The organism is Sphingomonas pollutisoli, assembly GCF_029167165.1.
GTDB lineage: Bacteria > Pseudomonadota > Alphaproteobacteria > Sphingomonadales > Sphingomonadaceae > Sphingomonas > Sphingomonas pollutisoli.
Window position 1 is genome coordinate 491,576 of sequence record NZ_JARFNJ010000002.1, and the last position, 22,348, is coordinate 513,923.

16 protein-coding genes are annotated in these 22,348 nt (G+C 67.5%); 8 read left to right on the forward strand and 8 right to left on the reverse strand.

What is annotated here, in order from left to right; all coding sequences use genetic code 11:
- Positions 1-30: 30 nt before the first annotated feature.
- From PX554_RS05710 to PX554_RS05720, 3 genes are all read left to right on the forward strand, one after another.
- Positions 31-2,448 (forward strand): TonB-dependent receptor, encoded by a 2,418-nt coding sequence (locus tag PX554_RS05710; RefSeq protein ID WP_275499691.1) that lies wholly within the window; start codon positions 31-33, stop codon positions 2,446-2,448.
- 94 nt (positions 2,449-2,542) lie between these two features.
- On the forward strand, positions 2,543-2,977 hold the full coding sequence (locus PX554_RS05715) for a MarR family winged helix-turn-helix transcriptional regulator (protein WP_275499692.1): 435 nt from the start codon (positions 2,543-2,545) through the stop codon (positions 2,975-2,977).
- Positions 2,974-4,233: an MFS transporter gene (locus PX554_RS05720; protein ID WP_275499694.1), complete on the forward strand. Its 1,260-nt coding sequence runs from the start codon at positions 2,974-2,976 to the stop codon at positions 4,231-4,233. The genes PX554_RS05715 and PX554_RS05720 overlap by 4 nt, the downstream gene beginning before the upstream one ends.
- A gap of 22 nt (positions 4,234-4,255) precedes the next feature.
- On the opposite strand, the gene PX554_RS05725 is transcribed toward PX554_RS05720, so the two are convergent.
- The 7 genes from PX554_RS05725 to PX554_RS05755 all read right to left on the reverse strand — a co-directional run bounded on the left by PX554_RS05725 (position 4,256) and on the right by PX554_RS05755 (position 15,266).
- Positions 4,256-4,912 (reverse strand): PilZ domain-containing protein, encoded by a 657-nt coding sequence (locus PX554_RS05725; protein ID WP_176787035.1) that lies wholly within the window; start codon positions 4,910-4,912, stop codon positions 4,256-4,258.
- 340 nt (positions 4,913-5,252) lie between these two features.
- A complete protein-coding gene (locus tag PX554_RS05730; RefSeq protein WP_093221380.1) occupies positions 5,253-6,674 on the reverse strand; it encodes an efflux transporter outer membrane subunit in 1,422 nt (473 codons plus the stop codon).
- A complete protein-coding gene (locus PX554_RS05735) occupies positions 6,671-9,859 on the reverse strand; it encodes an efflux RND transporter permease subunit (RefSeq protein ID WP_093221383.1) in 3,189 nt (1,062 codons plus the stop codon). The genes PX554_RS05730 and PX554_RS05735 overlap by 4 nt, the downstream gene beginning before the upstream one ends.
- Entirely contained in the window at positions 9,856-11,118 is a 1,263-nt protein-coding gene (locus PX554_RS05740) for an efflux RND transporter periplasmic adaptor subunit (RefSeq protein ID WP_093221386.1), read from the reverse strand. The genes PX554_RS05735 and PX554_RS05740 overlap by 4 nt, the downstream gene beginning before the upstream one ends.
- Before the next feature lie 318 nt (positions 11,119-11,436).
- Entirely contained in the window at positions 11,437-12,978 is a 1,542-nt protein-coding gene (locus tag PX554_RS05745; RefSeq protein WP_093221388.1) for a cation:proton antiporter, read from the reverse strand.
- Positions 12,975-13,541, reverse strand: a complete 567-nt coding sequence (locus tag PX554_RS05750; protein WP_093221391.1) for a DNA-3-methyladenine glycosylase I — start codon at positions 13,539-13,541, stop codon at positions 12,975-12,977. Before PX554_RS05750 ends, PX554_RS05745 begins: the two co-directional genes overlap by 4 nt.
- Before the next feature lie 12 nt (positions 13,542-13,553).
- Positions 13,554-15,266, reverse strand: a complete 1,713-nt coding sequence (locus PX554_RS05755) for a thiamine pyrophosphate-dependent enzyme (RefSeq protein WP_093221395.1) — start codon at positions 15,264-15,266, stop codon at positions 13,554-13,556.
- Between the two features lie 139 nt (positions 15,267-15,405).
- Here PX554_RS05755 and PX554_RS05760 point away from each other — a divergent pair, with 139 nt between their 5' ends.
- Positions 15,406-15,909: a hemerythrin domain-containing protein gene (locus tag PX554_RS05760; protein ID WP_093221397.1), complete on the forward strand. Its 504-nt coding sequence runs from the start codon at positions 15,406-15,408 to the stop codon at positions 15,907-15,909.
- 72 nt (positions 15,910-15,981) lie between these two features.
- Here the strand turns inward: PX554_RS05760 and PX554_RS05765 are convergent, their stop codons facing one another.
- On the reverse strand, positions 15,982-16,422 hold the full coding sequence (locus PX554_RS05765) for a hypothetical protein (RefSeq protein WP_093221400.1): 441 nt from the start codon (positions 16,420-16,422) through the stop codon (positions 15,982-15,984).
- 107 nt (positions 16,423-16,529) lie between these two features.
- Here PX554_RS05765 and PX554_RS05770 point away from each other — a divergent pair, with 107 nt between their 5' ends.
- The 4 genes from PX554_RS05770 (at position 16,530) to PX554_RS05785 (ending at position 22,340) form a co-directional block, all read left to right on the forward strand.
- Positions 16,530-16,895: a hypothetical protein gene (locus PX554_RS05770; protein ID WP_143023300.1), complete on the forward strand. Its 366-nt coding sequence runs from the start codon at positions 16,530-16,532 to the stop codon at positions 16,893-16,895.
- 84 nt (positions 16,896-16,979) lie between these two features.
- Positions 16,980-18,650 carry a glycoside hydrolase family 43 protein gene (locus tag PX554_RS05775; protein WP_275499702.1) on the forward strand — a complete coding sequence of 557 codons (1,671 nt, stop codon included), beginning with the start codon at positions 16,980-16,982 and terminating at the stop codon, positions 18,648-18,650.
- A gap of 113 nt (positions 18,651-18,763) precedes the next feature.
- Positions 18,764-20,755: a glycoside hydrolase family 43 protein gene (locus PX554_RS05780; protein WP_275499705.1), complete on the forward strand. Its 1,992-nt coding sequence runs from the start codon at positions 18,764-18,766 to the stop codon at positions 20,753-20,755.
- A 13-nt stretch (positions 20,756-20,768) separates the two neighbouring features.
- Positions 20,769-22,340, forward strand: a complete 1,572-nt coding sequence (locus PX554_RS05785) for an alpha-N-arabinofuranosidase (protein WP_275499707.1) — start codon at positions 20,769-20,771, stop codon at positions 22,338-22,340.
- Positions 22,341-22,348: the final 8 nt, after the last annotated feature.

The window sequence follows — 22,348 nt, forward strand, 5'->3', positions numbered from 1 at the left end:
TGTTGCAGTGCCGCAAAGAGGGAAGAGACGATGAAGACCGGTCTGATTTCGATGATCGCGCTGGCCACGGGGATCGCCAGCACGCCGGTCGCCGCACATGCCGCCGATGCCGCCCCCGCCCCGGCGGCGGCCCCGGCCGATGACGCCGCACCTGCGGGGGACGACGACCAGCAGATCGTCGTCACCGGCCGCCGCACGCGCTCGGTCGTCGAGATGGACGGCATCCAGATCCAGAAGCAACTGCCCGGCATCAACCCGCTGAAGGCGATTCAGACGCTGCCCGGCGTCACCTTCCTCACCGCCGACCCGTGGGGGAATAACGAACAGAACATCTCGCTCTTCATCCACGGCTTCAACCAGCAGCAGCTCGGCTACACGCTCGACGGCATTCCGCTCGGCGACCAGACCTACGGCAATTACAACGGTCTCGCGCCGCAGCGCGCGGTGATCTCGGAGAATGTCGGGCGTGTCACGCTGGCGAGCGGCGCGGGCGACCTGGGCACCGCATCGACCAGCAACCTCGGCGGCACGATCGACACCTTCTCGAGCGATCCCAAGCACGAGATGGGCGGCACGATCGCGCAGACCTTCGGCAGCTACAACACCTACCGCACCTTCGTCCGCATCGACAGCGGCGATCTCGGCACCGGCAGCGCCTTCTATCTCTCGGGCGTGCGGCAGGATGCGCGCGCGTGGGACTTCAACGGCCATCAGGGCGGCTATCAGGCCAATGGCAAGTTCGTTCATGACGACGCCACCGGCAAGTTCACCATCTACGCCGCCTATTCGGACAAGACCGAACCGAACGAGGACGCGACCGTCATCACCCCGGCAAACCGCGCGACCGCGCCCTATACGCGCCCGTTCTTCTATCCCGATTTCGCCGGCATGCAGACCTATCTCAACTCCGGCGCATACAAGGCGGCGGGTTCGAATTACCGAAACTATTATTCGGACGCGCAGCGCACCGATTATCTGGCGTACGCGAAATATGACTGGCGGATCAGCGACCGCGTCACCTGGACCAACCAGGCCTATGCGCATCACAACGACGGCGTCGGCGTCGTCGCCGGGCCGATCGACGTCGCCGGCCTGCCGGGGCTGTTCTCCTTCTATTATCCGGGCGTCCCCGGCAGCAGCCCGACCTCGGCGGCGAACCTCGCGCGGCTTTCGACGATCTTCGGCGGCTCGGGCCTCGCGACCCGCACCACCGAATATCAGATCGATCGCGGCGGTATCCTCTCGACGCTGAGCGCGCACCTCGGCAACCATGAGATCGAAGTCGGCGGCTGGTACGAACGGCAAAGCTCGTCGGCGTTCCGGCGCTGGTATGCGCTCGACGTCAACAATCCCTCGTCGCCCTACACCCGCCCGTTCGATCAGGCCGCGCCGCTCATCACGCAATATGGCAGCCGGATCACGGTCGACGAGATCCAGACGCACATTCAGGATACCTGGCACGTCCTGCCGAACGTGACTGTGCTCGCCGGCTTCAAGAGCACCTTCCAGAAGGCGCGCCAGGACGTTCCGGTCCAGCCGATCCCCGGATCTTTCTCGAACTCGACCGCGCTGCCAGTGGGGCGCATCAACACCGACAAGGCGTTCCTGCCCGAGATCGGCGCGACCTGGGCGGTGACCGAACACGACCAGTTCTTCGTCAACGCGCAGCAGAACATCCGCCAGTTCCCGACCAGCGCCGCCACTGGCCTGTCACCGTTCGCGCTCGGCAGCCAGCCGGTGTTCGAGGATTTCGAGGCCAACGTGAAGCCGGAGACGAGCTGGACCTATGAAGTCGGCGCGCGCGCACAGCACGCGGTTTCACTCGGCCCGATCACCGGCTTCGAAGGGCAGATCAGCTATTATCACGTTGATTTCAGCAACCGCCTGCTCGCGCTCAGCCCGACGACCGTCATCACCTCGATCATCAGCGGCGCGGCGATCATCCAGAACGTCGGCGACGTGAAGACCAACGGCGTCGATTTCGCGGCGACGCTGCATTTCGGGCCGCATTTCTCGATCTACAACGCGGTGTCGTACAACGACTCGCAGTACCAGCAGAACTATTCGACCGGCGTTCCGGCGGTGGTGGTGCCAACCGCCGGCAAGCAGGTGCCCGGCTCGCCGAAGTGGCTCAACAAGACCGTCGTATCGGCCAATTACGGCATCTTCGACGTGCAGTTCACCGGCGATTATCTCGGCCGCCGGTTCGCGACCTACACCAACGATCTGTCGGTGCCCGGCTACTTCACCCTCGCCGGACGGATCGGTGTCGCCGTCCCTCTGAACGACGCGATGTTCGTGAAGACGCTCAACCTCAGCGTCAACGTCACCAACATCACCGATCAGAAGGGCGCGTCGACGCTCAGCATCGGTGCGGCATCGGGCACGTTCAACCAGTTCCCGGTCGCGCCGCGGCAGGTGTTCGGCACGATCAGCGTCAACTTCTGACGAGTCACCCGACGTTCGCGCCGAACCAGAGCGGCTGGCTGGCGCGCCAGCCGCTCGGTTGACGCCCGCGCAATGATGCATATACATCATTGCCATGTCCACCGCACCCGACCCCGCCTGCGCCTGCACGACGCTTCGCAAGGCGACGCGCGCCGTTACGCGCCTCTATGACGAGGCGCTTGCGCCCACCGGCATGACGATCACGCAATTCGCGATCCTGCGCAACGTGGCGCGGCGTGGCACGGTCGCGCTCAGCCGGCTCGCCGAGATATTGGTGATGGAGCGGACGTCATTGTATCGGGCGCTCGCGCCTCTCGAAAAGCTCGGCTGGCTCGCGATCGCCGACGCCGGCGCGCGGACCAAGACCGTGACCGTCACCGACGCGGGACATGCGGCGCTGGAGCGCGCCGGCGTGCCATGGCAGGCGATGCAGACGCGCTTGATCGGCGCGTTCGGGGCGGAGCAATGGGCCGCGCTCGAAGCCACGCTCGGCCGTTTGTCCACGCTCGCGCAAGAAGCCGACGCATGATCCCGCGCGTGCCGCCGCGATTCTACGCTTATGTCGTCGTCGCGGTGACGTTCCTCGCCTTGCTGGTCTCGGCGGGCTTGCGCTCGGCGCCGGGCGTGATGATGGTGCCGCTGGAGATGCACTTCGGCTGGGACCGCGCGACGATCTCCGCCTCGGCCGCGATCGGCATCTTCATCTACGGGCTGGTCGGGCCGTTCGCGGCGGCGCTGATGCAGAGCATCGGCATCCGCCGCACGATGCTCGGCGGCCTCGGGCTGATGGCCGCGGCGACGATCGCCAGCCTGAAGATGACCGAGCCGTGGCACTATGTGCTGAGCTGGGGCGTGGTTTCGGGAATCGGCAGCGGTGCCGTCGCCTCGGTGCTCGGCGCGGCGGTGGTCAACCGCTGGTTCGCGACGCGGCAGGGCCTCGTCATGGGGATGCTGAGCGCGAGCACCGCGACGGGCGCGCTGGTGTTCCTGCCGGTGCTCGCGTGGCTCTCGAGCGCGGGCGACTGGAAGCCGGTCGCCACAGCGGTGAGTATCGCCGCGCTCGCCCTGATCCCGTTGGTATGGCTGCTGATCCCGGAACATCCCGGCGACGTCGGCACCGGCCGGTTCGGCGAGGCGGAGCCGACCGCCCCGCCCGCGATGAAACAGGCGGCGACGCCGCTGCTTGCGTTCGAGGCTTTGTTCCGGGCAAGCCGCAACCCGGTGTTCTGGCTGTTGTTCAGCACCTTCTTCGTCTGCGGGCTGACCACCAACGGGCTGATCGGCACGCATATGATCGCGTTCTGCGGCGATCACGGCATCGCCCCGGTGGCGGCGGCGGGGCTGCTGTCGATGATGGGCGTGTTCGACCTGATCGGCACGACCGCGTCGGGCTGGCTGACCGACCGCTACGATCCCCGAAAACTGCTGATGGTTTATTACGGCCTGCGCGGGGCATCGCTGATCGCGCTGCCGTTCATCGACTTTTCGGCGCTCAGCCTCACCGTGTTCGCGGTGTTCTACGGGCTCGACTGGATCGCGACCGTGCCGCCCACCGTCAAGCTCTCCAACCAGGCGTTCGGCGAACGCGATGCGCCGGTGATGTTCGGTTGGATCATGGTCGGCCATCAACTCGGCGCCGCGACCGCCGCGTTCGGTGCGGGCGCGATCCGGGAGGCGACCGGCACGTACCTGCCCGCTTTCGTCATCGCGGGCCTGTTCGGTCTGATCGCCTCGGGACTGTTCGTGGCGGGCGGACGCGCCGCACCGCGAACCGCCGCCGCCTGAGATCGTCTCGAACCGCTGGCGGCTACTCCGCCAGTCCGGTGGCAACTCCGACATTGTGGCTTGAAATCCAGCGGCCGACATCCTCGAACGCGAGCAGTTCGTTGAATGCGATGCCCGCGCACGCATCGGCACGCCACCGCACCGAACCGGTGAGCACCGGCAGGCCAGAGACCGAAAGCACCACGTCGTCGCCGACCCGGCCCGGGTCGCTCAGATAGACTCGCGCGCCCCCTTGCGAGATGTTGGCGAGCGCAACGGGCTGATAGCGTGCGCCCGAGCGGAGCCGCGCCGGCACGCTGACCGCGACGCGCGGCGCGCGCGCGACATAGCCCGAGGTCGGCGTGGATTCGGTGAGGACTTCGGCGATGTCGATGAACTGGCTGAACCGGACCCCCATCAACTCCGGGCGGCGCCAGACCACCCGGCCCCGCACGATCTTCGACGAGCGGAACTCGATCTTCACCGCGTCGCCGACCTCCAGATCGGAGAAGATATGCGCCATCAGCCCGCCGCGCGAGATGTTGCGGACGAGGCACAGTTCCTCGCCGAGCGCGGTGCGCAGGATAGCCGCCTTCAGGATCGACAGGTTGCGGGCGTCGGCACGGCGCTCGGGCGCCGGCGGCACGTCATCGGACATCGAGATGACGGTCAAGGCTTTGTCGTTGCGATGGTCGAACATGGCCGCTCTCTCCCCGGCGTGACGCGCCATTGTGCTGGCCGGTCGAGCTATGCCCGGCGCTAACCCCAAATTGGGTATCGAGATTTCGTTTACGCGCACTTAATTTTCCGGGGATCGGATGCGTTCCGCGCAATCAGAGCTGCCCTGTTCGCACTTGCAGCATTTTCATTTCCGCCGCAAAGAGGGCGTGCCTTTCAGGCATCCTCTCCTAAAACTTTCAAAGGCCGCCCTCCGGGGCGGCCCTTTTTTTTGTCGCGAACATGCCGGGTGGCAGGTACCGCGACCCGGCAAGCGCGTTCCCGCTGCCGTGCCACCGATCCTCGCGCGTGCGGGTATGCGGCTATTTCGCGCCGATTCGGCTGCCGACCGCCTGGAACAGGGCGACCGTGTCACTCAGCCGCGCGGCACGCGCCTGGACGAGTTGCGCACGCGCCTGCGCGTCCGCCGCGGTCGCGTTGAGCAGCGCGAGCGTGCCGATGCTGCCGAGCTGGAGTTGGCGCCGCGCGAAACCCAGCGCGCGTCCCGAGGCATCGCTGGCGCGGGTCGCCGCGTCGAGCGCTTCGGCATCGGTGCGCAGGCCGCTCAGCGCGTCGGAGACTTCGCCGAACGCCTGAAGCACCGTCGCGCGATATTGCGCCTTGGCGCCATCGAGCGCAGCCTCGGCGGCGCGCTGCTGGTGGCGCAGCGCGCCGGCGTGGAACAGCGGCTGGGTCACACCGCCGAGGATCGCCCAGAACGGATTGCCGTCCTTGAACATATCGCCGAATGCCTGCGCGGTGCCGCCGGCGCTGGCGCTGAGCTGAATGCTCGGCAAGCGCGCCGCGATCGCGGTGCCGACATCCGCCCCCGCCCCTTCGAGCTGCGCGCGCGCCGCGCCGATGTCGGGCCGTCGCGTGACGAGATCGGACGGCAGGGCGAGCGGCAAGCGGGTCGGCAGCGCGAGCGAGTCGAGCGTCGGCAGATCGGGCAAGGCCGCTCCGGCCGGCACGCCGATCAGGCTGCCGATCACGACCCGCTGGTGCTGTTCCGCGCGCACCAGCGGCGGCAAGGCGACCTCGGCTGCCGCAAGCGCGGTCTGCTGCGTCGCCACGTCGGCGGCGCCGACATCGCCAAGCTGCTGACGCCGCCGCAACGCGCCGAGAATATCACGGTTGACCGCGATGCTGGTCTGTGTCGCCGCGATCTGCTCGGCGAGCGCCGCGCGCTGGATCACGGCGGCGACCAGATTCGCGACCACGGTCGCGCGCGCGGCATCGCGCCTGTGCGCCTGCACCTCGGCCGCCGCACGCGCCGAGCGAATCCGCGAGCGCGTCGCGCCAAACAGATCGAGGCCGTAGCTGACCGTCACCTGCGCGGTGTGGAGGCTGTAGAGATATTGGTTGGCATCCGCGACCGCGGGCGAAAGGTCGCGCGAGATACGCGTGCGCTGCGCCTGATAGCTGAGGTCGGCTTGCGGCAAGGCCGCGCCAGCCGCCGCCCTGCCCGTCTCCTGCGCCTGGCGCAGCGACGCTTCGGCGACCTGGATGTCGTTATTGTGCGCGAGCGCGGTCGCCACCAGCGTGTCGAGCTGACCGCTGCCGAACTCGCGCCACCAGTCGCCGGCGGGCGCGTCGGCGGTGAGCGCCTGCGCCGGACCGCTCGCCGGGCTGATCGTCTCGGGCTTGGGCGCGGGCGGCAGCGCCGCGTGCGGATCGAGGGTCTTGGGGCCGAGCGCGCAGCCGCTGGTCGCGAGCAGCGCGGCGATGAGGATCGCGCGCGTCATGCCGGCACCTCCCCATCGCCCGCAGGTGGTGTGTGGTGCCCGACATCGCGGCCATGCGCGCCGCGATCGTGGGGCGACACCCGGCGCGAGAAGCGCGCGATCAGCGCGGGCAGCACCAGCAGGATCAGCACCGGCGCCAACGTCATCCCGCCGACCACGACGAGCGCGAGCGGCTTCTGCACCTGGCTGCCGATCCCGCTCGACATCGCCGCCGGCAGCAGGCCGATCGCGGCGACCAGGCACGTCATCACCACGGGGCGCAGGCTATGCGCCACCGTCGTCGCGAGCGACGCCTCGCGATCGATGCCCTCGTCGATCGCGTTGTTATACGTCGTCACCACGAGAATCCCGTCCATTACCGCGATACCGAACAACGCGACGAAGCCGATCGCCGCCGAGATGCTGAACGGCGTGCCCGACAGCGCCAGCGCGAGGATGCCGCCGATCACCGCCATCGGGATCGCCGAGAAGGCGAGCAGACTGTCACGGATCGAGCCGAAATTGGCGTAGAGCAGCAGCAGGATCAGCAGCAGGCTGATCGGGACGACGATCTCGAGCCGGGCGACGGCGTTGTTGAGATTGTCGAGCTCGCCCGCCCATTCGAGGTGATAGCCCGATGGCAAATGGACGTTGCGTGCGATCCGCGCCTTCGCCTCCGCCACCGCGCTGCCGAGATCGCGCCCGCGCACCGAATATTTGATCGGGATGTAGCGTTCCTGATGCTCGCGGTAGATGAACGACGCGCCCGAGGTCAGCCGCACGTTGGCGATTTCGGACAGCGGCACCTGGATCATGCCGGTGCCGCTCGGCGCGGTCGCGCCGATCGTGATGCGGCGGATCGCCTCCACGCTGTTGCGCTGTTCGGGCTTGAGGCGCACCACGATCGGGAAGTGCCGATCGGTGCCCTTCTCATACAGGTCGGCAGTCGAAGACCCGCCGATCGCGGCGGCGACGGTCTGGTTGACGTCGTCGGGCGTGAGCCCGTAACGCGCCGCCGCGCCGCGATCGACATCGACCTGTACGGTCGGCTGGCCGAGCGACTGGAACACGCCGAGATCGGCGATGCCCTGAACCTTGGCCATCTGATCCTTGATCTGGTCGGCATATTTCTCGAGCGTCGCGAGATCGGGGCCGAACAGCTTGATCGAATTGGCGCCCTTCACGCCGGAGGCGGCTTCCTCGACGTTATCCTCGATGATCTGCGAGAAGGAGAATTCGACGCCGGGATATTTGTCGGAAAGTCTTTTCGACAATTCGGCGATCAACGTGTCCTTGGTCACGCCGCGCGGCCAGGTGTCGAACGGCTTCAGAGGCACGAAGAATTCGGCGTTGAAGAAGCCGGTCGCATCGGTGCCGTCATCGGGGCGGCCATGCGCGGAGAGCACCGCGTTGACCTCGGGATATTGCATGATGATCCGGCGCACGCCCTTGACCACCGGCTCGCCCGCTTCGAGGCTGATCGAGGGCGGCAGGCTGGCGCGGATGTACATGTTGCCCTCCTCCAGATGCGGGAGGAACTCGATGCCGAGCGAGCGCGCGCCAATCAGCGCGACGGCGAGCAGCAGCACCGCCCCGCCGATCGCGAGAATGCGGTTGCCGAGCGCGAAGGCGGCGGCGGGCTCGTACACGCGCCGCAGCCGCGCGACGATCCACGTCTCCACTTCGGAAAGCTTGTCGGGCAGCAGCATCGCCGAGAGCACCGGCGCCACGGTGAAGGTCGCGATCAGCCCGCCGGTGATCGCATAGGCATAGGTCTTCGCCATCGGCCCGAAGATATGGCCCTCGACGCCGGACAAGGTGAACAACGGCAGGAAGCTGACGATGATGATCGCGGCGGCGAAGAAGATGCCGCGGCTCACCTCGGAACTCGCGCCGAGGATCGCCGAGAAACGCGTCGCCGTCGTGTAATGGCCATGCCCGCTTTCCACGCGCGCGGTTCGATCGACCATGTGGCGGAAGATGTTTTCCACCATTATGACGCTGGCATCGACCACAAGCCCGAAATCGAGCGCGCCGACCGAAAGCAGATTCGCGCTCTCCCCCTGCAACACCAGCAACAGAATCGCGAAGGCGAGCGCGAACGGGATGGTCGCCGCGACGATGATCGCGCTGCGCAAATTGCCGAGGAACAGCACCTGCAAAACGAAGATCAGCACGATGCCGACCAGCATGTTCTCCAGCACGGTATGGATCGTCAGGTGGATCAGGTCGGAACGGTCGTAGATGCGTTCGAGCTGGACGCCCGGCGGCAGCACGCCCGAGCTGTTGATGTCGGCGACTTCCTTCTGCACCGCCTGGATCGTCGGCATCGATTGCGCGCCGCGCTGCATCAGAACGATGCCCTGCACGATATCGTCCTGGTCGTTGTAGCCGGCGATGCCGAGCCGCGGCGCGTTACCGATCTGGACGTCCGCCACATCCTTGACGAGGATCGGCTGGCCGCCCGACGTACCGACCAGCACGTTCTCGATCGCCGAGGCCGACTGGATCAGGCCGACGCCGCGCACGATCGCCGCCTGCGCGCCGAAGTTGATCGTTTGGCCGCCGACGTTGCTGTCGCTCTTGGAGAGCGCGGTCAGCACCTGCGAGATGGTCGCGTTGTGCGCGGCGAGCCGCGCGCTGTCGATCACCACGTCATAGGTGCGCAGCTTGCCGCCCCAGCCGGTCACGTCGATCACGCCGGGGATGCGCTTGAAGCGGCGTTGCAGCACCCAGTCCTGCAGGGTCTTGAGGTCCATCACCGAATAGCCCTTGGGGGCGGTGATCTTGTAGCGGTAGATTTCGCCGACCGGGCTGGTCGGCGACAGCGTCGGCTGCGCACCGCCGGCGAGCGGCGGCAATTGCGAAAGCCGGTTGATGACCTGCTGCTTGGCCGCCTCGTTGGTCAGGTCATAGCTGAACTGGATCTTGATGTCGGACAGGCCAAACAGCGAGATCGCGCGGATCGCGGTGAGATGCGGGATGCCCGCCATGCCGACCTCGATCGGGATGGTGACGTTGCGCTCCATCTCCTCTGCGGACAGGCCGTTGGTCTGGGTGATGACCTCGACCATCGGCGGCACGGGATCGGGATACGCCTCGATATTGAGGTTGAGGAAGCCGATCACCCCGGCGAGCAGCATCGCGCAGAAGATGCCGACGATCAGCATCCGCTGGCGTAGCGCGATCGCGACGAGACGGTTCATTCGCCCAGACCCGCCTCGTTGACGAACAACGCGCCCGCGGTGACGATCCGCTCACCGGGCTTGAGGCCGGCGGTGATCTCGACCTGACCGTCCTGTTCCTCGCCCGCCGTCACCGAACGCGCGGCGAGCAGCCCGTCGGGGCGCACGACCCAGACGCGCGCCGAATCGCCTTCGTGGATGACGGCGGCGGCGGGAACGCGGATCACCTGCCCGGCACCGCTCTGGTGAATCGCGAAGCTCGCGAACATCTGCGGTTTGAGCGCCCCGTCCGGGTTGGGGATCGCGGCACGCACCGGCAGGCGGTGCGTATCGGGGTCGAGCGCCGCGCCGACCAGGTTGATCGTCGCGTGGAACACGCGGCCGGGCAGCGCCGGCGTCGTCACCGTCACGGCATCGCCGACATGGACCGCGCTCGCGTCGCTCTGGGCGATCTGCGCGACCAGCCAGACGCGCGAGGGATCGGTGATCGTCATCACCGGCTTGTCGCCGCCCTGCGACAGATATTGCCCGACCGACACGTCGCGCGTCGCCACGAGGCCGGAGATCGGCGCGTGCAGCGTCGTCATGTCGTGGATGCCCGACACCTCGCCCGCGCCTTCCAGCGTGTTGATCTCTCCTGGGCTCTTGCCGAGGATGGCGAGCTTGTCGCGCGCGGCGCCGAGTGCTGCGGCGGCGGTGCGCGCGGCCGCCTGCGCGGCGGCGAGGTCTGCCTGCGCCTGCTGATAATCCTTCAGCGCGCCGCCGGCGGTCGAATAGATCTGCTGTTGCCGCTCGGCGGTGCGCTGCGCGGTCTGTAGCTGCGCCTGCGCGCTTTGATAGGCGGCGCGCGCCGAGAACAGCCCGTTCCGCGCATCCACGAAATCGTTGGTCCGCACCGTCAGCAGCGCCTGGCCCTGCTTCACATATTGGCCGGCGTCGGCCAGCACCTGCGCGACCTGCCCCGAATATGGCATCAGCACCGGCGTGCTGTGATCGGCATCGACCGTGATCGCGCCGGTCGCGAGCGTGCGCGCGTCCGAGTTGCCGATCGCCACGCGCATCGTCTGCAACGCGGCGAACTGATCGGGCGAGAGGCGCAGCGTGCCGGGCGGCGTCACCGGCGGCGCAGGGGGCGTGCTGCGGGTGAACTGCGCGATCACCATCGCCAGCACCGCGATCACCACGAGCGCGGCGACGGCCAACCCGAGCCAGCGAAGCTGCGTGCGGGCGGGCAGGCGCGTCGAAGGCGGCAGCGCCTTTGGCTCGTCATGTGTGTGCATCGAATTCCTGTGTGTTTCGGGCAGGCGCGAAAATGGGTCCGGCGCGGCATTACGCCGCGGCATGGCGGCGTAACAGTGACAAGTCCGTCATCCAGCGGTTATGAAATGCAAGATTCCGTAACATTCCGTCATGTCGGCAGCATGTCATGGCGCTCGATTCCCCGGTCCGGCAAGAACTGCGGCATCGTCGGCACGCCGGTCTAGCCGGCAGCCGACGACACTCGCATGACGCGACTACGATCTACCGCGAACGCGGACCATCTATCCCTAGGTTTGATACGGAGGACGCCTGGTGGGTCTTTCCGGCATCAGCGAGCGTCAGCTCTCGTCGATGCGCCGGTCTTCGTCCGAGACGACGGCGAGTTGCTTCCAGTCGAGATCTTCCTGCAATTGGAGATATTCGTCCGGGCCGATCTCGTCGGCGTCGCGCAAGGCGTCGAGCCGCTTGCGTTGCGCCAGCACCGCGGCGAGCGAGAGCCCGCGCCGGTGCGCGAGCGGCGCTTCATGGCCGGGGCCGCTCAGCCGATCATGATGTTCGCGATAGGCCGCGCGGATCGCCTCGGCGGCGTCGCCGGGCTCGTCCTCCAGCCGCGCGAGCGCCGCCTCGGCGAGCGCCCGTCGTGCCGCGTCGCGCTCCCGCGCGGCATCGCCGCTGCGTTCGAGCTTGAGGAGATGGATCAGCGGCGCGAGCGTCGCGCCCTGCAGCACCAGCGTCGCCAAAACGACCGCGAAGGCGGTCAGCACGACGAGGTCGCGTTCGGGGAAGCTCGCCGGCAGCGCGAAGGCGGTGGCGAGCGTCACCAGCCCGCGCATCCCCGCCCAGCCGATCAGCACCGCCTCCCCGCGCGATGCCGGCTCGGCGCCGCCGGCACGGTTGTGGCGGAATTTCGCGAATTCGCGGTACAGGAAGGCGAGCAGCAGCCGGGTGACGATCACCCCGACCACCACCGCGCTGGTGAGGCCGGCCGCGCGGTGCAGATCGGCGCTCGACATGCCGCCGACGATCCGCCGCGCCTGCAACCCCATCAGCAGGAAGGCGAGCACGTTGAGCAGGAACACCACCGTTGTCCACACGGCATAGGAATGGACCCGCATCCGGGGCGAATCGGTGACGCGCGCGTGGTAGGCGATCGTCATCGCGCTGGCGACGGTGGCGAGCACCGGCGACAGATGCAGCCGCTCGGCGATCAGCCAGGTCGCGAAGGCGTGGACGAACTGGAGCAACGTCGCACCGACGGTATTGCCAGCGAGCGGGGTCATCCGCGACACCAGTGTCCCGTAAGCGATCCCGAACAGGATGCCGCCGGGCACCGCGAGCGTCAGCTTGAGCGCGGTGCCGCCATCGATCCCTCCGTGCGACTGCACCGCGAGCGCGGCGCCGAATAGCAGCAGCGTGGTCGCGTCGTTGAACAGGCTCTCGCCCTTGAGCAAGGCGTCGACGCGCCGCGCGACCGGCAGATTGACCAGCACCGCCGTCACCGCCGCCGCATCGGGCGGCGAGACGATCGCGCCGAGCGTCACCGCGACCACGACCGGCAGCCCGAAAGCGCCCGAGCCGATCGCCACCACGACGGCGGTGGTCAGCACCACCGCGCCGACCGCGAAGACGATTAGCGGCACCAGCAGCCGCCAGGCCGCGCCGATCGGAAAATCATAGGCCGAATCGATCAGCACCGGGGCGATGAATAGCGCGAGCGCGGTGTTCGGGTCGATCGGGATGACCGGGGCGCCGGGCACCATCGCAACCGCCACGCCGGCCGCCGCGAGCATCCCCGGATAGGGCAGCCGCACCCGCCGCGCGACCTGCAACAGCAGGATTGCGGCGGCGAGCAGCGCGATGAGGCTTTCGAAGAAGCTCATGCGAGCGCGCGCACCTCGGCATGACGAAAGCACGCGCGCGCATGATCGTTGACCATGCCGACCGCCTGCATCCAGGCGTGGACGATCACCGGGCCGACGAACTTTAACCCGCGCGCCTTGAGCGCCCGCGACATCCTTTCGGACGCCGGCGTGCTGGCGAGGACATGGCCGTCGCCCTCCACCGGCGCGCCACCGGCGACGTCCCACACGAACGCGGCGAAATCCTCGCCGCGCGCCACCATGTCGAGATAGATGCGGGCGGCGGCGATCGTCGCGCGGATCTTGGCGGCGCTGCGCACGATGCCGGGGTCCGCCATCAGCCGTGCGACATCGGCATCGTCGAAGCGCGCGACGATCGCGGGATCGAAACCCGCGAAGGCGGCGCGGAACGCCTCGCGCTTGTGCAGGATCGTCCGCCACGACAGCCCGGCCTGGAACCCGTCGAGGACGAGCGTCTCCCAGAGTTCGCGCGAGTCGCGGAGCGGCACGCCCCACTCCTCATCGTGATATCGTACCATCAGCGCATCGTCGCCGCACCAGGCGCACCGTGTCTTCCCGGCCATTCGCGATCCCCCTCACCGTATCGCGCCCTTCATAAGCTGGAACGCCTCGCCCGCGCGACCCGCGAACACCGCCTTGGCGGAATAGAGCGCGGTGCCGAACACCTTGTCGGCCTCGATCTTGGGCGGCATCACCAGTTCGTAGCGGTCGGTGACGACATCGAGCAGCGCCGGCCCCGGCTCGGCGAGCCACTGCCGCACCGCCTCGTCGAGCTTCGCGCTGTCCTCGACCCGCCGGCTCCAGAAGCCCATCGCCTCGGCGACGCGCGCGAAATCGGGATTTTTGAGATCGGTATAGGTGTCGAGCAGCCCTTCGACCTTCTGCTCCAGCTCGACGAAACCGAGCGAGCTGTTGTTGTAGATGCACACCTTGATGGGCAGATCCTCTTGGATCGCGGTCATCAGATCGCCGATCAGCATCGCGATGCCGCCATCGCCCGACAGCGAGATCACCTGCCGCTCGGGGAACGCCGCCTTGGCGCCGAGCGCCTGCGGCATCGCGTTCGCCATCGTGCCGTGCGTCAGCGAAATGACGGTGCGGTTGCGTCCGGTCGCGGGGACATGGCGCAACAGCCACACCATCGGCGAGCCGCCGTCGGCGGTGAACACCGCGTCGGGCGAGGCATGGCGGCCGATCGTCTCGGTGAGATATTGCGGGTGGATCGCCTTGCCCGCCTCTGGCACGGCATGCTTGCGCTCGCCCGCCAGCGCTTTCTCGCGGTGTTCTAGGCATTCGTCGAGGAAGCCGCGCGCCTCGCGCGCCTTGATCAGCGGCAGTAGCGCGCCCAGCGTCTCGCGAATTCCGCCGACCGCGCCGAGATCGACCGGATGGCGACGGCCGAGATGCGATCCGTCGATGTCGATCTGAATGATCGTCGCCTTCTCCGGGTAGAATTGCCGCCACGCGAAATCGCAGCCGAGCAGCAGCAACGTGTCGCAGTTCATCAGCGCGTGATAGCCGCTCTCCGATCCGAACACGCCGGTCATGCCGACGACAAAGGGATTGTCGTGTTCGAGGAAGTCCTTCGCCCGCGAGGTGTGCGCGACCGGTGCCTTGAGCCGCTCGGCGAGCCGGACCACCTCGTCATGCGCATCATGGCAGCCCGAACCGCCGTAGATCGCGATCTTCTCGCCGGCGTTGAGCAGCCCGGCGATGCGGGCGAGTTCGTCTTCGGAGGGCAAGGTGCGCGGCTCGGCGCGATGCACCGCGAACCCCGGCTCGTCGGGCGCGGCTGACGAGGAAACGTCGGCGGGCACGATCAGCACCGCGACGCCCTTCTTGGCGAGCGCGGCCTGTGCGGCCATCGCCGTCATGCGGCGCGCTTGGGCGGGTGTACGGATTTCGTCGCAGAACACGCTGCACGCCAAATAGACCTGCTTGAAATCGACCTCCTGCGGAAATTCGAAGCCGAGTTCGTCGCGGACGATCTGGCTGGCGATCAGCACCACCGGCGCACGGTTGCGGTGGCTCTCGAACAGCCCGTTGATGAAGTGCAGGCTGCCCGGACCGCACGACCCCGCGCACGCCGCCAATTCGCCGGTCAGCAGCGCGTCCGCGCCCGCCGCGAAGCCGCCCGCTTCCTCGTGCCGGACGTGCACCCAGCGGATGCCCGAGGTGCGGATCGCGTCGGTGACGTGGTTGAGCGTGTCGCCCGGCACGCCGTAGCAGCGCCGCACGCCTGCCTGTTCGAGCGTTTCGATGATAACCTGCGCAACGGTCTGAGCCATAAGGGAATGCTCCGGGAAGGACTGGACCCGACTGTAACCCGCGAGGCGCCCGGATGGTCCTTCGGTGCCGATCAAGCCGGCGAGGAACGCCGCGCGCCGACAAGACGTTAAGGGCGCGCAATCAACAGGAGACGACGACATGGCACAGGACGCGATCGCCTTGCTCAAGGCCGATCATCGCACGGTCGAGGATCTGTTCTCGGAATACGAAAGCGCGAAGGGCGCCGCCGCCAAGCGCAAGCTCGCCGAACGGATCTGCCTCGAACTCACCGTCCATACTCAGATCGAGGAAGAAATCTTCTACCCGGCGTGCAAAGGCAAGGTGGAGGGCGACCTGCTTGACGAAAGCTATGTCGAACATGACGGCGCCAAGGTGCTGATCGCCGAGATCGAGAACGGCAAGCCGAGCGACGATTTCTACGACGCGAAGGTCACGGTGCTGGCGGAGCAGATCAAGCACCACGTCCATGAGGAGGAGGCGTTCCTCAAGGGCCTGTTCGCGCAGGCGCGGCGCACCGATCTCGATCTCGCCGCGCTCGGCGAGGAGATGGCCGCGCGTAAGGAAGAGCTGACCGCGCAGTACAAGAAGAAGCTGCCCACGCCCGAAGCGCGCACGTTCGAAACCGTGTCGCTCGGCGGGTGATCGAATGGGCCGGGGTGCATCGCCACCCCGGCCCCTGCATTATCTCATCCGCCGTCTGGGCTGCGCCGCGTCCTACCGCCGCAACCGAGTGTCGTTCGCCTTCACTCCGGCCTGGAGCGGCGCCAGCGCCGCGGTCGGCAACGATGCGACCGCAGCCGCTGCCGCGAGATTGCTTTCCGCCAGTCGCATCCAATCGCTTGGCCACAACAGCTTGCCCTGCGCCATCCGCTCGATGGCTTTAGCGTTGGCGCTGCCCGCGCGCTGTACCGCGTCGCCCGCGACCCCGATCGATTTGCCCGAGGTGGTGAAAGCACCGACCTTCTCGGTGACCATACGGCTGAGCTCGACATGGTCGGCGGCCAGCGGGTTCTGCATCGCCGCCGCGATCGTCGGCAGGCGCGCCGCGACGACGCGCTGCGCGCCGAACATCATGTCGATCACGTCCTTGTTCCACTGGGCGGCAGCCAGCGGCCAGGTCCACAGGGTCATGGCATTGTCGGTGACGGATGGCATCGTGGCTTCCTCGAAGTGCTGCGGTGCAACAACGCACGGGAACCGGCTTCGGCCCCACGTTCGGCACCCGCTACGATGTGATGCGTTATACCCGCAAGGAGAACATCATGTCCGCACCCAAGGATCTACCCACGTCGCCCAAGGCCGGGGGCAGCATCGACAAAGACATCGACGTCCAGACCGGCAAGCTCGGCACCGGACCCGGCTATTCGGGCCAGGAATATGACAGCCAGGCGCATGCCAGCGAACGGGCGCTCGACGCCAACGCCAGCGACGGCGTGACCCCGCCGGCCGCCGACGCCGCGCTCCCGCCCGACAACGGCAAGCGCGCCTCCTACGATCCCGCGACCGGCGCGGCGCGCGGCAGCGGCGCGGGCGCCGGCGGCGGCAACGCGGGCGAGGATTTCGACAGCGACGCGGCGACCGGCGACGGCTTCCCGCAGACCGGCCGCGACGTCGATATCGAACGCTGACCGAGCGCCTCGACAGCGCGCTTTGATAGCGTTAACATCCGATCTCGACGCTGCGGGACGGCGCGGTACGGGAGAGGTCGGACGATGAAGAGCACAATCCTGGCGATGGTCGGCGCGCTTGCGGCGGCGACACTGGTTTCGGCCGCGCCAGCGCCTCACCCGGCCAACGATGGAGCGCGCTTCGACTGGGTCGAGTATCAGGGAGCCGACGGCCCCGCCACACCGGCGGGCCAGTATCGCAACCCGATCCTCGCCGGCTTCTATTCGGACCCGAGCATCCTCCGCGTCAGCGACGATTATTATCTCGTCACCTCGACCTTCTCGTGGTTCCCCGGCATTCCGGTGTTCCACAGCCGCGATCTGATCCACTGGACGCAGATCGGCAACGCGATCGACCGTCCCGACCAGCTCGATTTCGGTACGCTGCCGATGTCGCGCGGCGTGTTCGCGCCGGCGATCAACTACCACAATGGCCGCTTCTACATCGTCAACACCTGCGTCGATTGCGGCGGCAATTTCGTCATCACCGCGACCAACCCGGCGGGTCCTTGGTCCGCTCCGGTCTGGCTCAAGACCGTCGAAGGTATCGACCCGTCACTGTTCTTCGATGATGATGGCCGCGCGTGGATCGTCAACAACCGCGCGCCCGAGGGCACGCCGCGCTATTCCGGACACCGCGCGATCTGGATCGAGCAGTTCGATCCGGTCGGCCTAAGGATGCTCGGCAACGCCAAGCTGGTCGTCGACGGCGGCATCGATCCCGCCACCAAGCCGGTCTGGATCGAGGGGCCGCACGTCTATAAGGTCAACGGCAAATATTATCTGATGGCGGCGGAGGGCGGCACCAGCGTCAACCACAGCGAGGTGATCCTGCGCGCCGATAACGTCGCTGGCCCCTATCGCCCCGCCCCGCCCTCGATCAACCCGATCCTCACCCAGCGCGATCTGCCCGCCGGCCGTCCGAACCCGATCAGCGCCGCCGGCCATGCCGATCTGGTCCAACTGCCCGATGGCCGCTGGTGGGCGGTGTTCCTCGCCACGCGGCCCTATGCGCAAGACTTTTACAACGCCGGGCGCGAAACCTTCCTGCTGCCGGTGACGTGGCGCGACGGCTGGCCGGTGATCCTCGATCGCGGCAAGCCGGTGCCGACGCTGTTCAAGGCGCCGCTCCCGGCGGTCACCGCCGGCACCACGCCGATGACCGGCAGCTTCATCGTGCGCGACGATTTCACTGCCCCCAAGCTCGGCCGCGAATGGATGGCGATGCGCGGCGCGCCGGTGCAGCCCGCCGGCGGCGCGCTCACGCTCACGCCCGGTCGCGACGGACTTGGCGATTTCGGCCGCCCCGCGTTCGTCGCGCGACGCCAGCAACATGCCGAGGCGACCGTCACCACCGCGCTCCGCTTCTCCCCGCGCGAGGGCGAGATGGCGGGGCTCGCCACGCTCCAGAACGACGACTATTTCCTGACGATCGCGTTAACCCGTCACGACGGCAGCACGTTCGTCCGCGTCGCCCGCCGCGCCGGCAAGCAGGAGCCGCGCGACGGCGTCACCATCGCCGAACGCCCGATCGCGGCCGGCCCGGTGCGGTTGCGCATCGCCGCGCACGGCGGCCGCTATGATTTCGCCGTTTCGCAAGGCAAGGCGTGGACGACGGTCGCCGCCGGGGTCGACGCCACCAACCTCAGCACCGCGACCGCGGGCGGGTTCGTCGGCACGATGATCGGCCCGTTCGCGCAGGGGCCACGGAGTTAACGCACAGTTCCGTTCGCACTGAGCGAAGTCGAAGTGCGTGCCGCAAGCGGTGCGTTCGCCACACGTGCTTCGACTTCGCTCAGCACGAACGGCAGTTGGTGGAGAGGATATCAATGAAGACGTTCACAAGCCTGCTCGCCCTGGCGCTCGCCGCCACCCCCGCCGTCGCGGCGCAGCACCCGACCTGGACCGCCGACAATGGCAACGGCACCTACACCAACCCGTTGTTCTACGACGAGTTCTCAGACCCCGACATGATCCGCGTCGGCGACGATTTCTATCTCACCGGCACGACCATGCACGCGATGCCGGGCCTGCCGATCCTCCATTCCAAGGACATGGTGAACTGGGATTTCGTCGGCTACGCGCTCGACACGCTCGATCTCGGCCCGGCGTACCGGCTCGAGGAGGGCAAGAGCATCTACGGCCAGGGCATCTGGGCACCGAGCTTCCGCTATCACAATGGCACCTTCTACATCTTCAGCAACGTCAACCACGCGATGACGCAGATGTTCACGGCGAAGTCGCCGAAGGGGCCATGGACGCGCACGCCGATGAAGCGCAGCTTCCACGATCTGTCGGTGCTGTTCGACGACGACGGCAAGGTCTATGTCGTCTGGGGCTATCAGGAACTCCACCTCGCGCAGCTCGACGCGAGCCTGACCGATATCGTGCCGGGCAGCGAGCGGGTCATCACGCAGAAGGGCACCGGGCTCGGCGAAGGCTCGCATTTCTACAAGTTCGGCGACACCTATTATATCACCACCGCCGAATATTCCGGCAGCTTCCGCATGCCCGCCGCGCGCGCCAAGTCGCCGCTCGGACCCTGGGAGATCAATCCATCGATCAGCGAGCATGAGGATTTCGGGCTCGGCAAAGGCTATCACCTGCGCGGCAAGGATCCGACGACGATCCTGCCGCCCGATCCGCACGCGCGCGACGGCATGTCGATGCACCAGGGCGGCATTATCCAGACGCCCAAGGGCGATTGGTGGGGCTGGTCGATGTTCGAGGGCAATTCGGTCGGCCGCCTCACCGCGCTGTCGCCGGTGACGTGGAAAGACGGCTGGCCCTATTTCGGCCTGCCCGGCAACCTCGGCCGCACCCCGCGCACCTGGGTCAAGCCGATCGCGTCGGCGACGCCGCCGCATGCGCCTTACACGCGCAGCGACAGTTTCGACGGCACGCTCGCCAACGTGTGGGAATGGAACCACGTACCCGATCCGGCGCGCTGGTCGCTCACCGAGCGGCCGGGGTCGCTGCGGCTGCACACCGCGCCGGCGAGCGATTTCCTCGCGGCGCGCAACACGCTCACCCAGCGCGCGATCGGCCCGCAATCGACCGTCACCGCCGAACTCGACGCGAGCGGCCTTGCGGTGGGCGACGTGGCCGGGCTGGCGCTGCTCAACCGCCCCTATGCGTGGCTCGGCGTCGAACGCGGCGCGGACGGGCTGACGATTGTGCGTTTCGACGAGAAAGGCGGTCGCGTGGCAAGCGCGCCGATCCGCGCGACGCACCTGTGGCTGCGCGCCGCGTGCGATTTCGACACCGAGCAGGCACGGCTGAGCTATTCGACCGATGGCATGCACTTCACCGTGCTCGGCCCCGATTTCACGACGGTCTATCAATTGATGACCTTCCAGGGCGTCCGCTACGGGCTGTTCGCCTATAACCAGCGCGGCGCGGTTGGCGGTTTCGCCGATTTCGCCGGCGTCGACGTCACCGAAGGCCACCCCGAGAGTCGCCCGGCGATCCCCTATGGCAGGCGCATCACGCTACGCCCGGTCGGTTCGGATCACACCGCCGCGCTGTTACGGAAGCCATTGCTCGTCGCCGATCGCAAGCTCGGCCGCGTCGCGTTGCTCGACGGACAGAACGCACTGACCGTCGGAGCGGACGGCGCGGTCTCGCTACAGCCGGTACGCGCCAATGCGCCAGGGCAGAGCTTCCAATGGATGGAGAGCCTCAGCGGCGGCGCGGTGCTGATGTCGCTCGCCACCAACCGCTATCTCCATGTCGATTCCGCCACCGGCGCCTTGCGCGCCGACAGCCCCGGCCCGACCGCCGACAACGCCGATCTGACGCGGTTCCGCATCCTCCCCTGACGACGAGGTCTCGATGAAACGCCTTGCTTGCGCGCTCGCCGCGCTGCTGCTGTCCACCGCCGGGCCCGCCCTTGCCGGCGATGCGCCGCTGGTCGTCCACGTCGATGCCGCCAAGCCCGGCGCGAAGATCGACCGCGATCTGTTCGGCCAGTTCGCCGAGCATCTCGGCACCGGCATTTACGGGGGCATCTGGGTCGGCAAGGATTCGGCCATCCCCAACGTACGCGGCATCCGCAGCGACGTCGTCCGCGCCTTGCGCGCGCTGAAGGTGCCCAACGTGCGCTGGCCCGGCGGCTGCTTCGCCGACGAATATCACTGGCGCGACGGCATCGGCCCGCAGGCCAAGCGCCCCGTCACGGTCAACTCCAACTGGGGTGGCGTGCCCGAGCCGAACAGCTTCGGCACCGAGGAATATATGGACTTCCTCGGCCAGATCGGCGCCGAGGCCTATGTCTCGGTCAACGTCGGCTCGGGCACGCCGGAAGAAGCAAGCAAGTGGCTCGAATATATGACCACCGACCAGCCGACCACGCTCGCCAAGGAGCGCGCCGCGAACGGGCACCCGGCGCCGTACAAGATCAAATATCTCGGCCTCGGCAACGAGAATTGGGGCTGCGGTGGCGCGATGTCGCCCGATCATTATGTCGAACAAATGAAGCTGTTCAGCCACTTCGCGCGCAACGGCAATCCGGCGCAGAAGGCGACCGACCAGATGCAGCGGATCGCGGTCGGCTGGGACGCCGATAAGGGCGATTATACCGAAGCCGTGATGAAGGCCTGGGCCAGCAAGGCCTGGAGCTGGGACATCGATGGCGTGTCGCTACACAGCTACAGCGTAGGCGGCTGGCCGCCGCGCATGCCGAGCACCGGGTTCGGCGAGGACGATTACGCGCGTCTGCTGAACGAAACGCGCGGCATGGACACGCTGATCGCGAAGCAATCGGCGATCATGGACCGCTACGATCCGACCAAGAAGATCGCGCTGGTGGTGGACGAATGGGGCGCGTGGCTCGCGCCGACGCCGGGCAGCAACCCCGGCTTCCTGCAACAGCAGAATTCGCTGCGCGACGCGATCCTCGCCGCGATCAACCTCAACATCTTCACGCGCCATGCCGATCGCGTGCGCCTCGCCAATATCGCGCAGATGATCAACGTGTTGCAGGCGATGATCCTCACCGACGGGCCGAAGCTGGTGCTGACCCCGACCTATCACGTGTATCGCATGTACCTGCCCTTCCAGGACGCGACCTATGTGCCGCTCGACTACACATCGGCGACCTACACGCATGGCAAGATCAGCATGCCGCAGGTCGATGCCGTCGCCGCGCGCGACACCACCGGCCAGCTCTGGGTGTCCGCCACCAACGTCGATCCGAACCGGCCGGCCGAGATCATCCTCGACGTGGCGGGCGCGAAGGTCTCGCAAGGCAGCGGCCAGCTATTAACCGCGCCGCGAGTCGACAGCGTCAACAGCTTCGCCGCCCCAAATGCAGTCGCGCCCACGCCGATCGCCGCGACGGCGACGGCCAAGGGCCTGCGCATCGTGCTTCCGCCCAAGTCGGTCGCGGTGCTGGCGCTGCGATAGCGCTATCG

Coding starts and splice junctions, on each gene's coding strand:
- PX554_RS05730 (WP_093221380.1), bottom strand. CDS start 6,674: ATGACGCGCGCGATCCTCATCGCCGCGCTGCTCGCGACCAGCGGCTGC.
- PX554_RS05720 (WP_275499694.1), top strand. CDS start 2,974: ATGATCCCGCGCGTGCCGCCGCGATTCTACGCTTATGTCGTCGTCGCG.
- PX554_RS05755 (WP_093221395.1), bottom strand. CDS start 15,266: ATGGCTCAGACCGTTGCGCAGGTTATCATCGAAACGCTCGAACAGGCA.
- PX554_RS05775 (WP_275499702.1), top strand. CDS start 16,980: ATGAAGAGCACAATCCTGGCGATGGTCGGCGCGCTTGCGGCGGCGACA.
- PX554_RS05710 (WP_275499691.1), top strand. CDS start 31: ATGAAGACCGGTCTGATTTCGATGATCGCGCTGGCCACGGGGATCGCC.
- PX554_RS05715 (WP_275499692.1), top strand. CDS start 2,543: ATGTCCACCGCACCCGACCCCGCCTGCGCCTGCACGACGCTTCGCAAG.
- PX554_RS05725 (WP_176787035.1), bottom strand. CDS start 4,912: ATGTTCGACCATCGCAACGACAAAGCCTTGACCGTCATCTCGATGTCC.
- PX554_RS05735 (WP_093221383.1), bottom strand. CDS start 9,859: ATGAACCGTCTCGTCGCGATCGCGCTACGCCAGCGGATGCTGATCGTC.
- PX554_RS05760 (WP_093221397.1), top strand. CDS start 15,406: ATGGCACAGGACGCGATCGCCTTGCTCAAGGCCGATCATCGCACGGTC.
- PX554_RS05750 (WP_093221391.1), bottom strand. CDS start 13,541: ATGGCCGGGAAGACACGGTGCGCCTGGTGCGGCGACGATGCGCTGATG.
- PX554_RS05780 (WP_275499705.1), top strand. CDS start 18,764: ATGAAGACGTTCACAAGCCTGCTCGCCCTGGCGCTCGCCGCCACCCCC.
- PX554_RS05745 (WP_093221388.1), bottom strand. CDS start 12,978: ATGAGCTTCTTCGAAAGCCTCATCGCGCTGCTCGCCGCCGCAATCCTG.
- PX554_RS05740 (WP_093221386.1), bottom strand. CDS start 11,118: ATGCACACACATGACGAGCCAAAGGCGCTGCCGCCTTCGACGCGCCTG.
- PX554_RS05770 (WP_143023300.1), top strand. CDS start 16,530: ATGTCCGCACCCAAGGATCTACCCACGTCGCCCAAGGCCGGGGGCAGC.
- PX554_RS05785 (WP_275499707.1), top strand. CDS start 20,769: ATGAAACGCCTTGCTTGCGCGCTCGCCGCGCTGCTGCTGTCCACCGCC.
- PX554_RS05765 (WP_093221400.1), bottom strand. CDS start 16,422: ATGCCATCCGTCACCGACAATGCCATGACCCTGTGGACCTGGCCGCTG.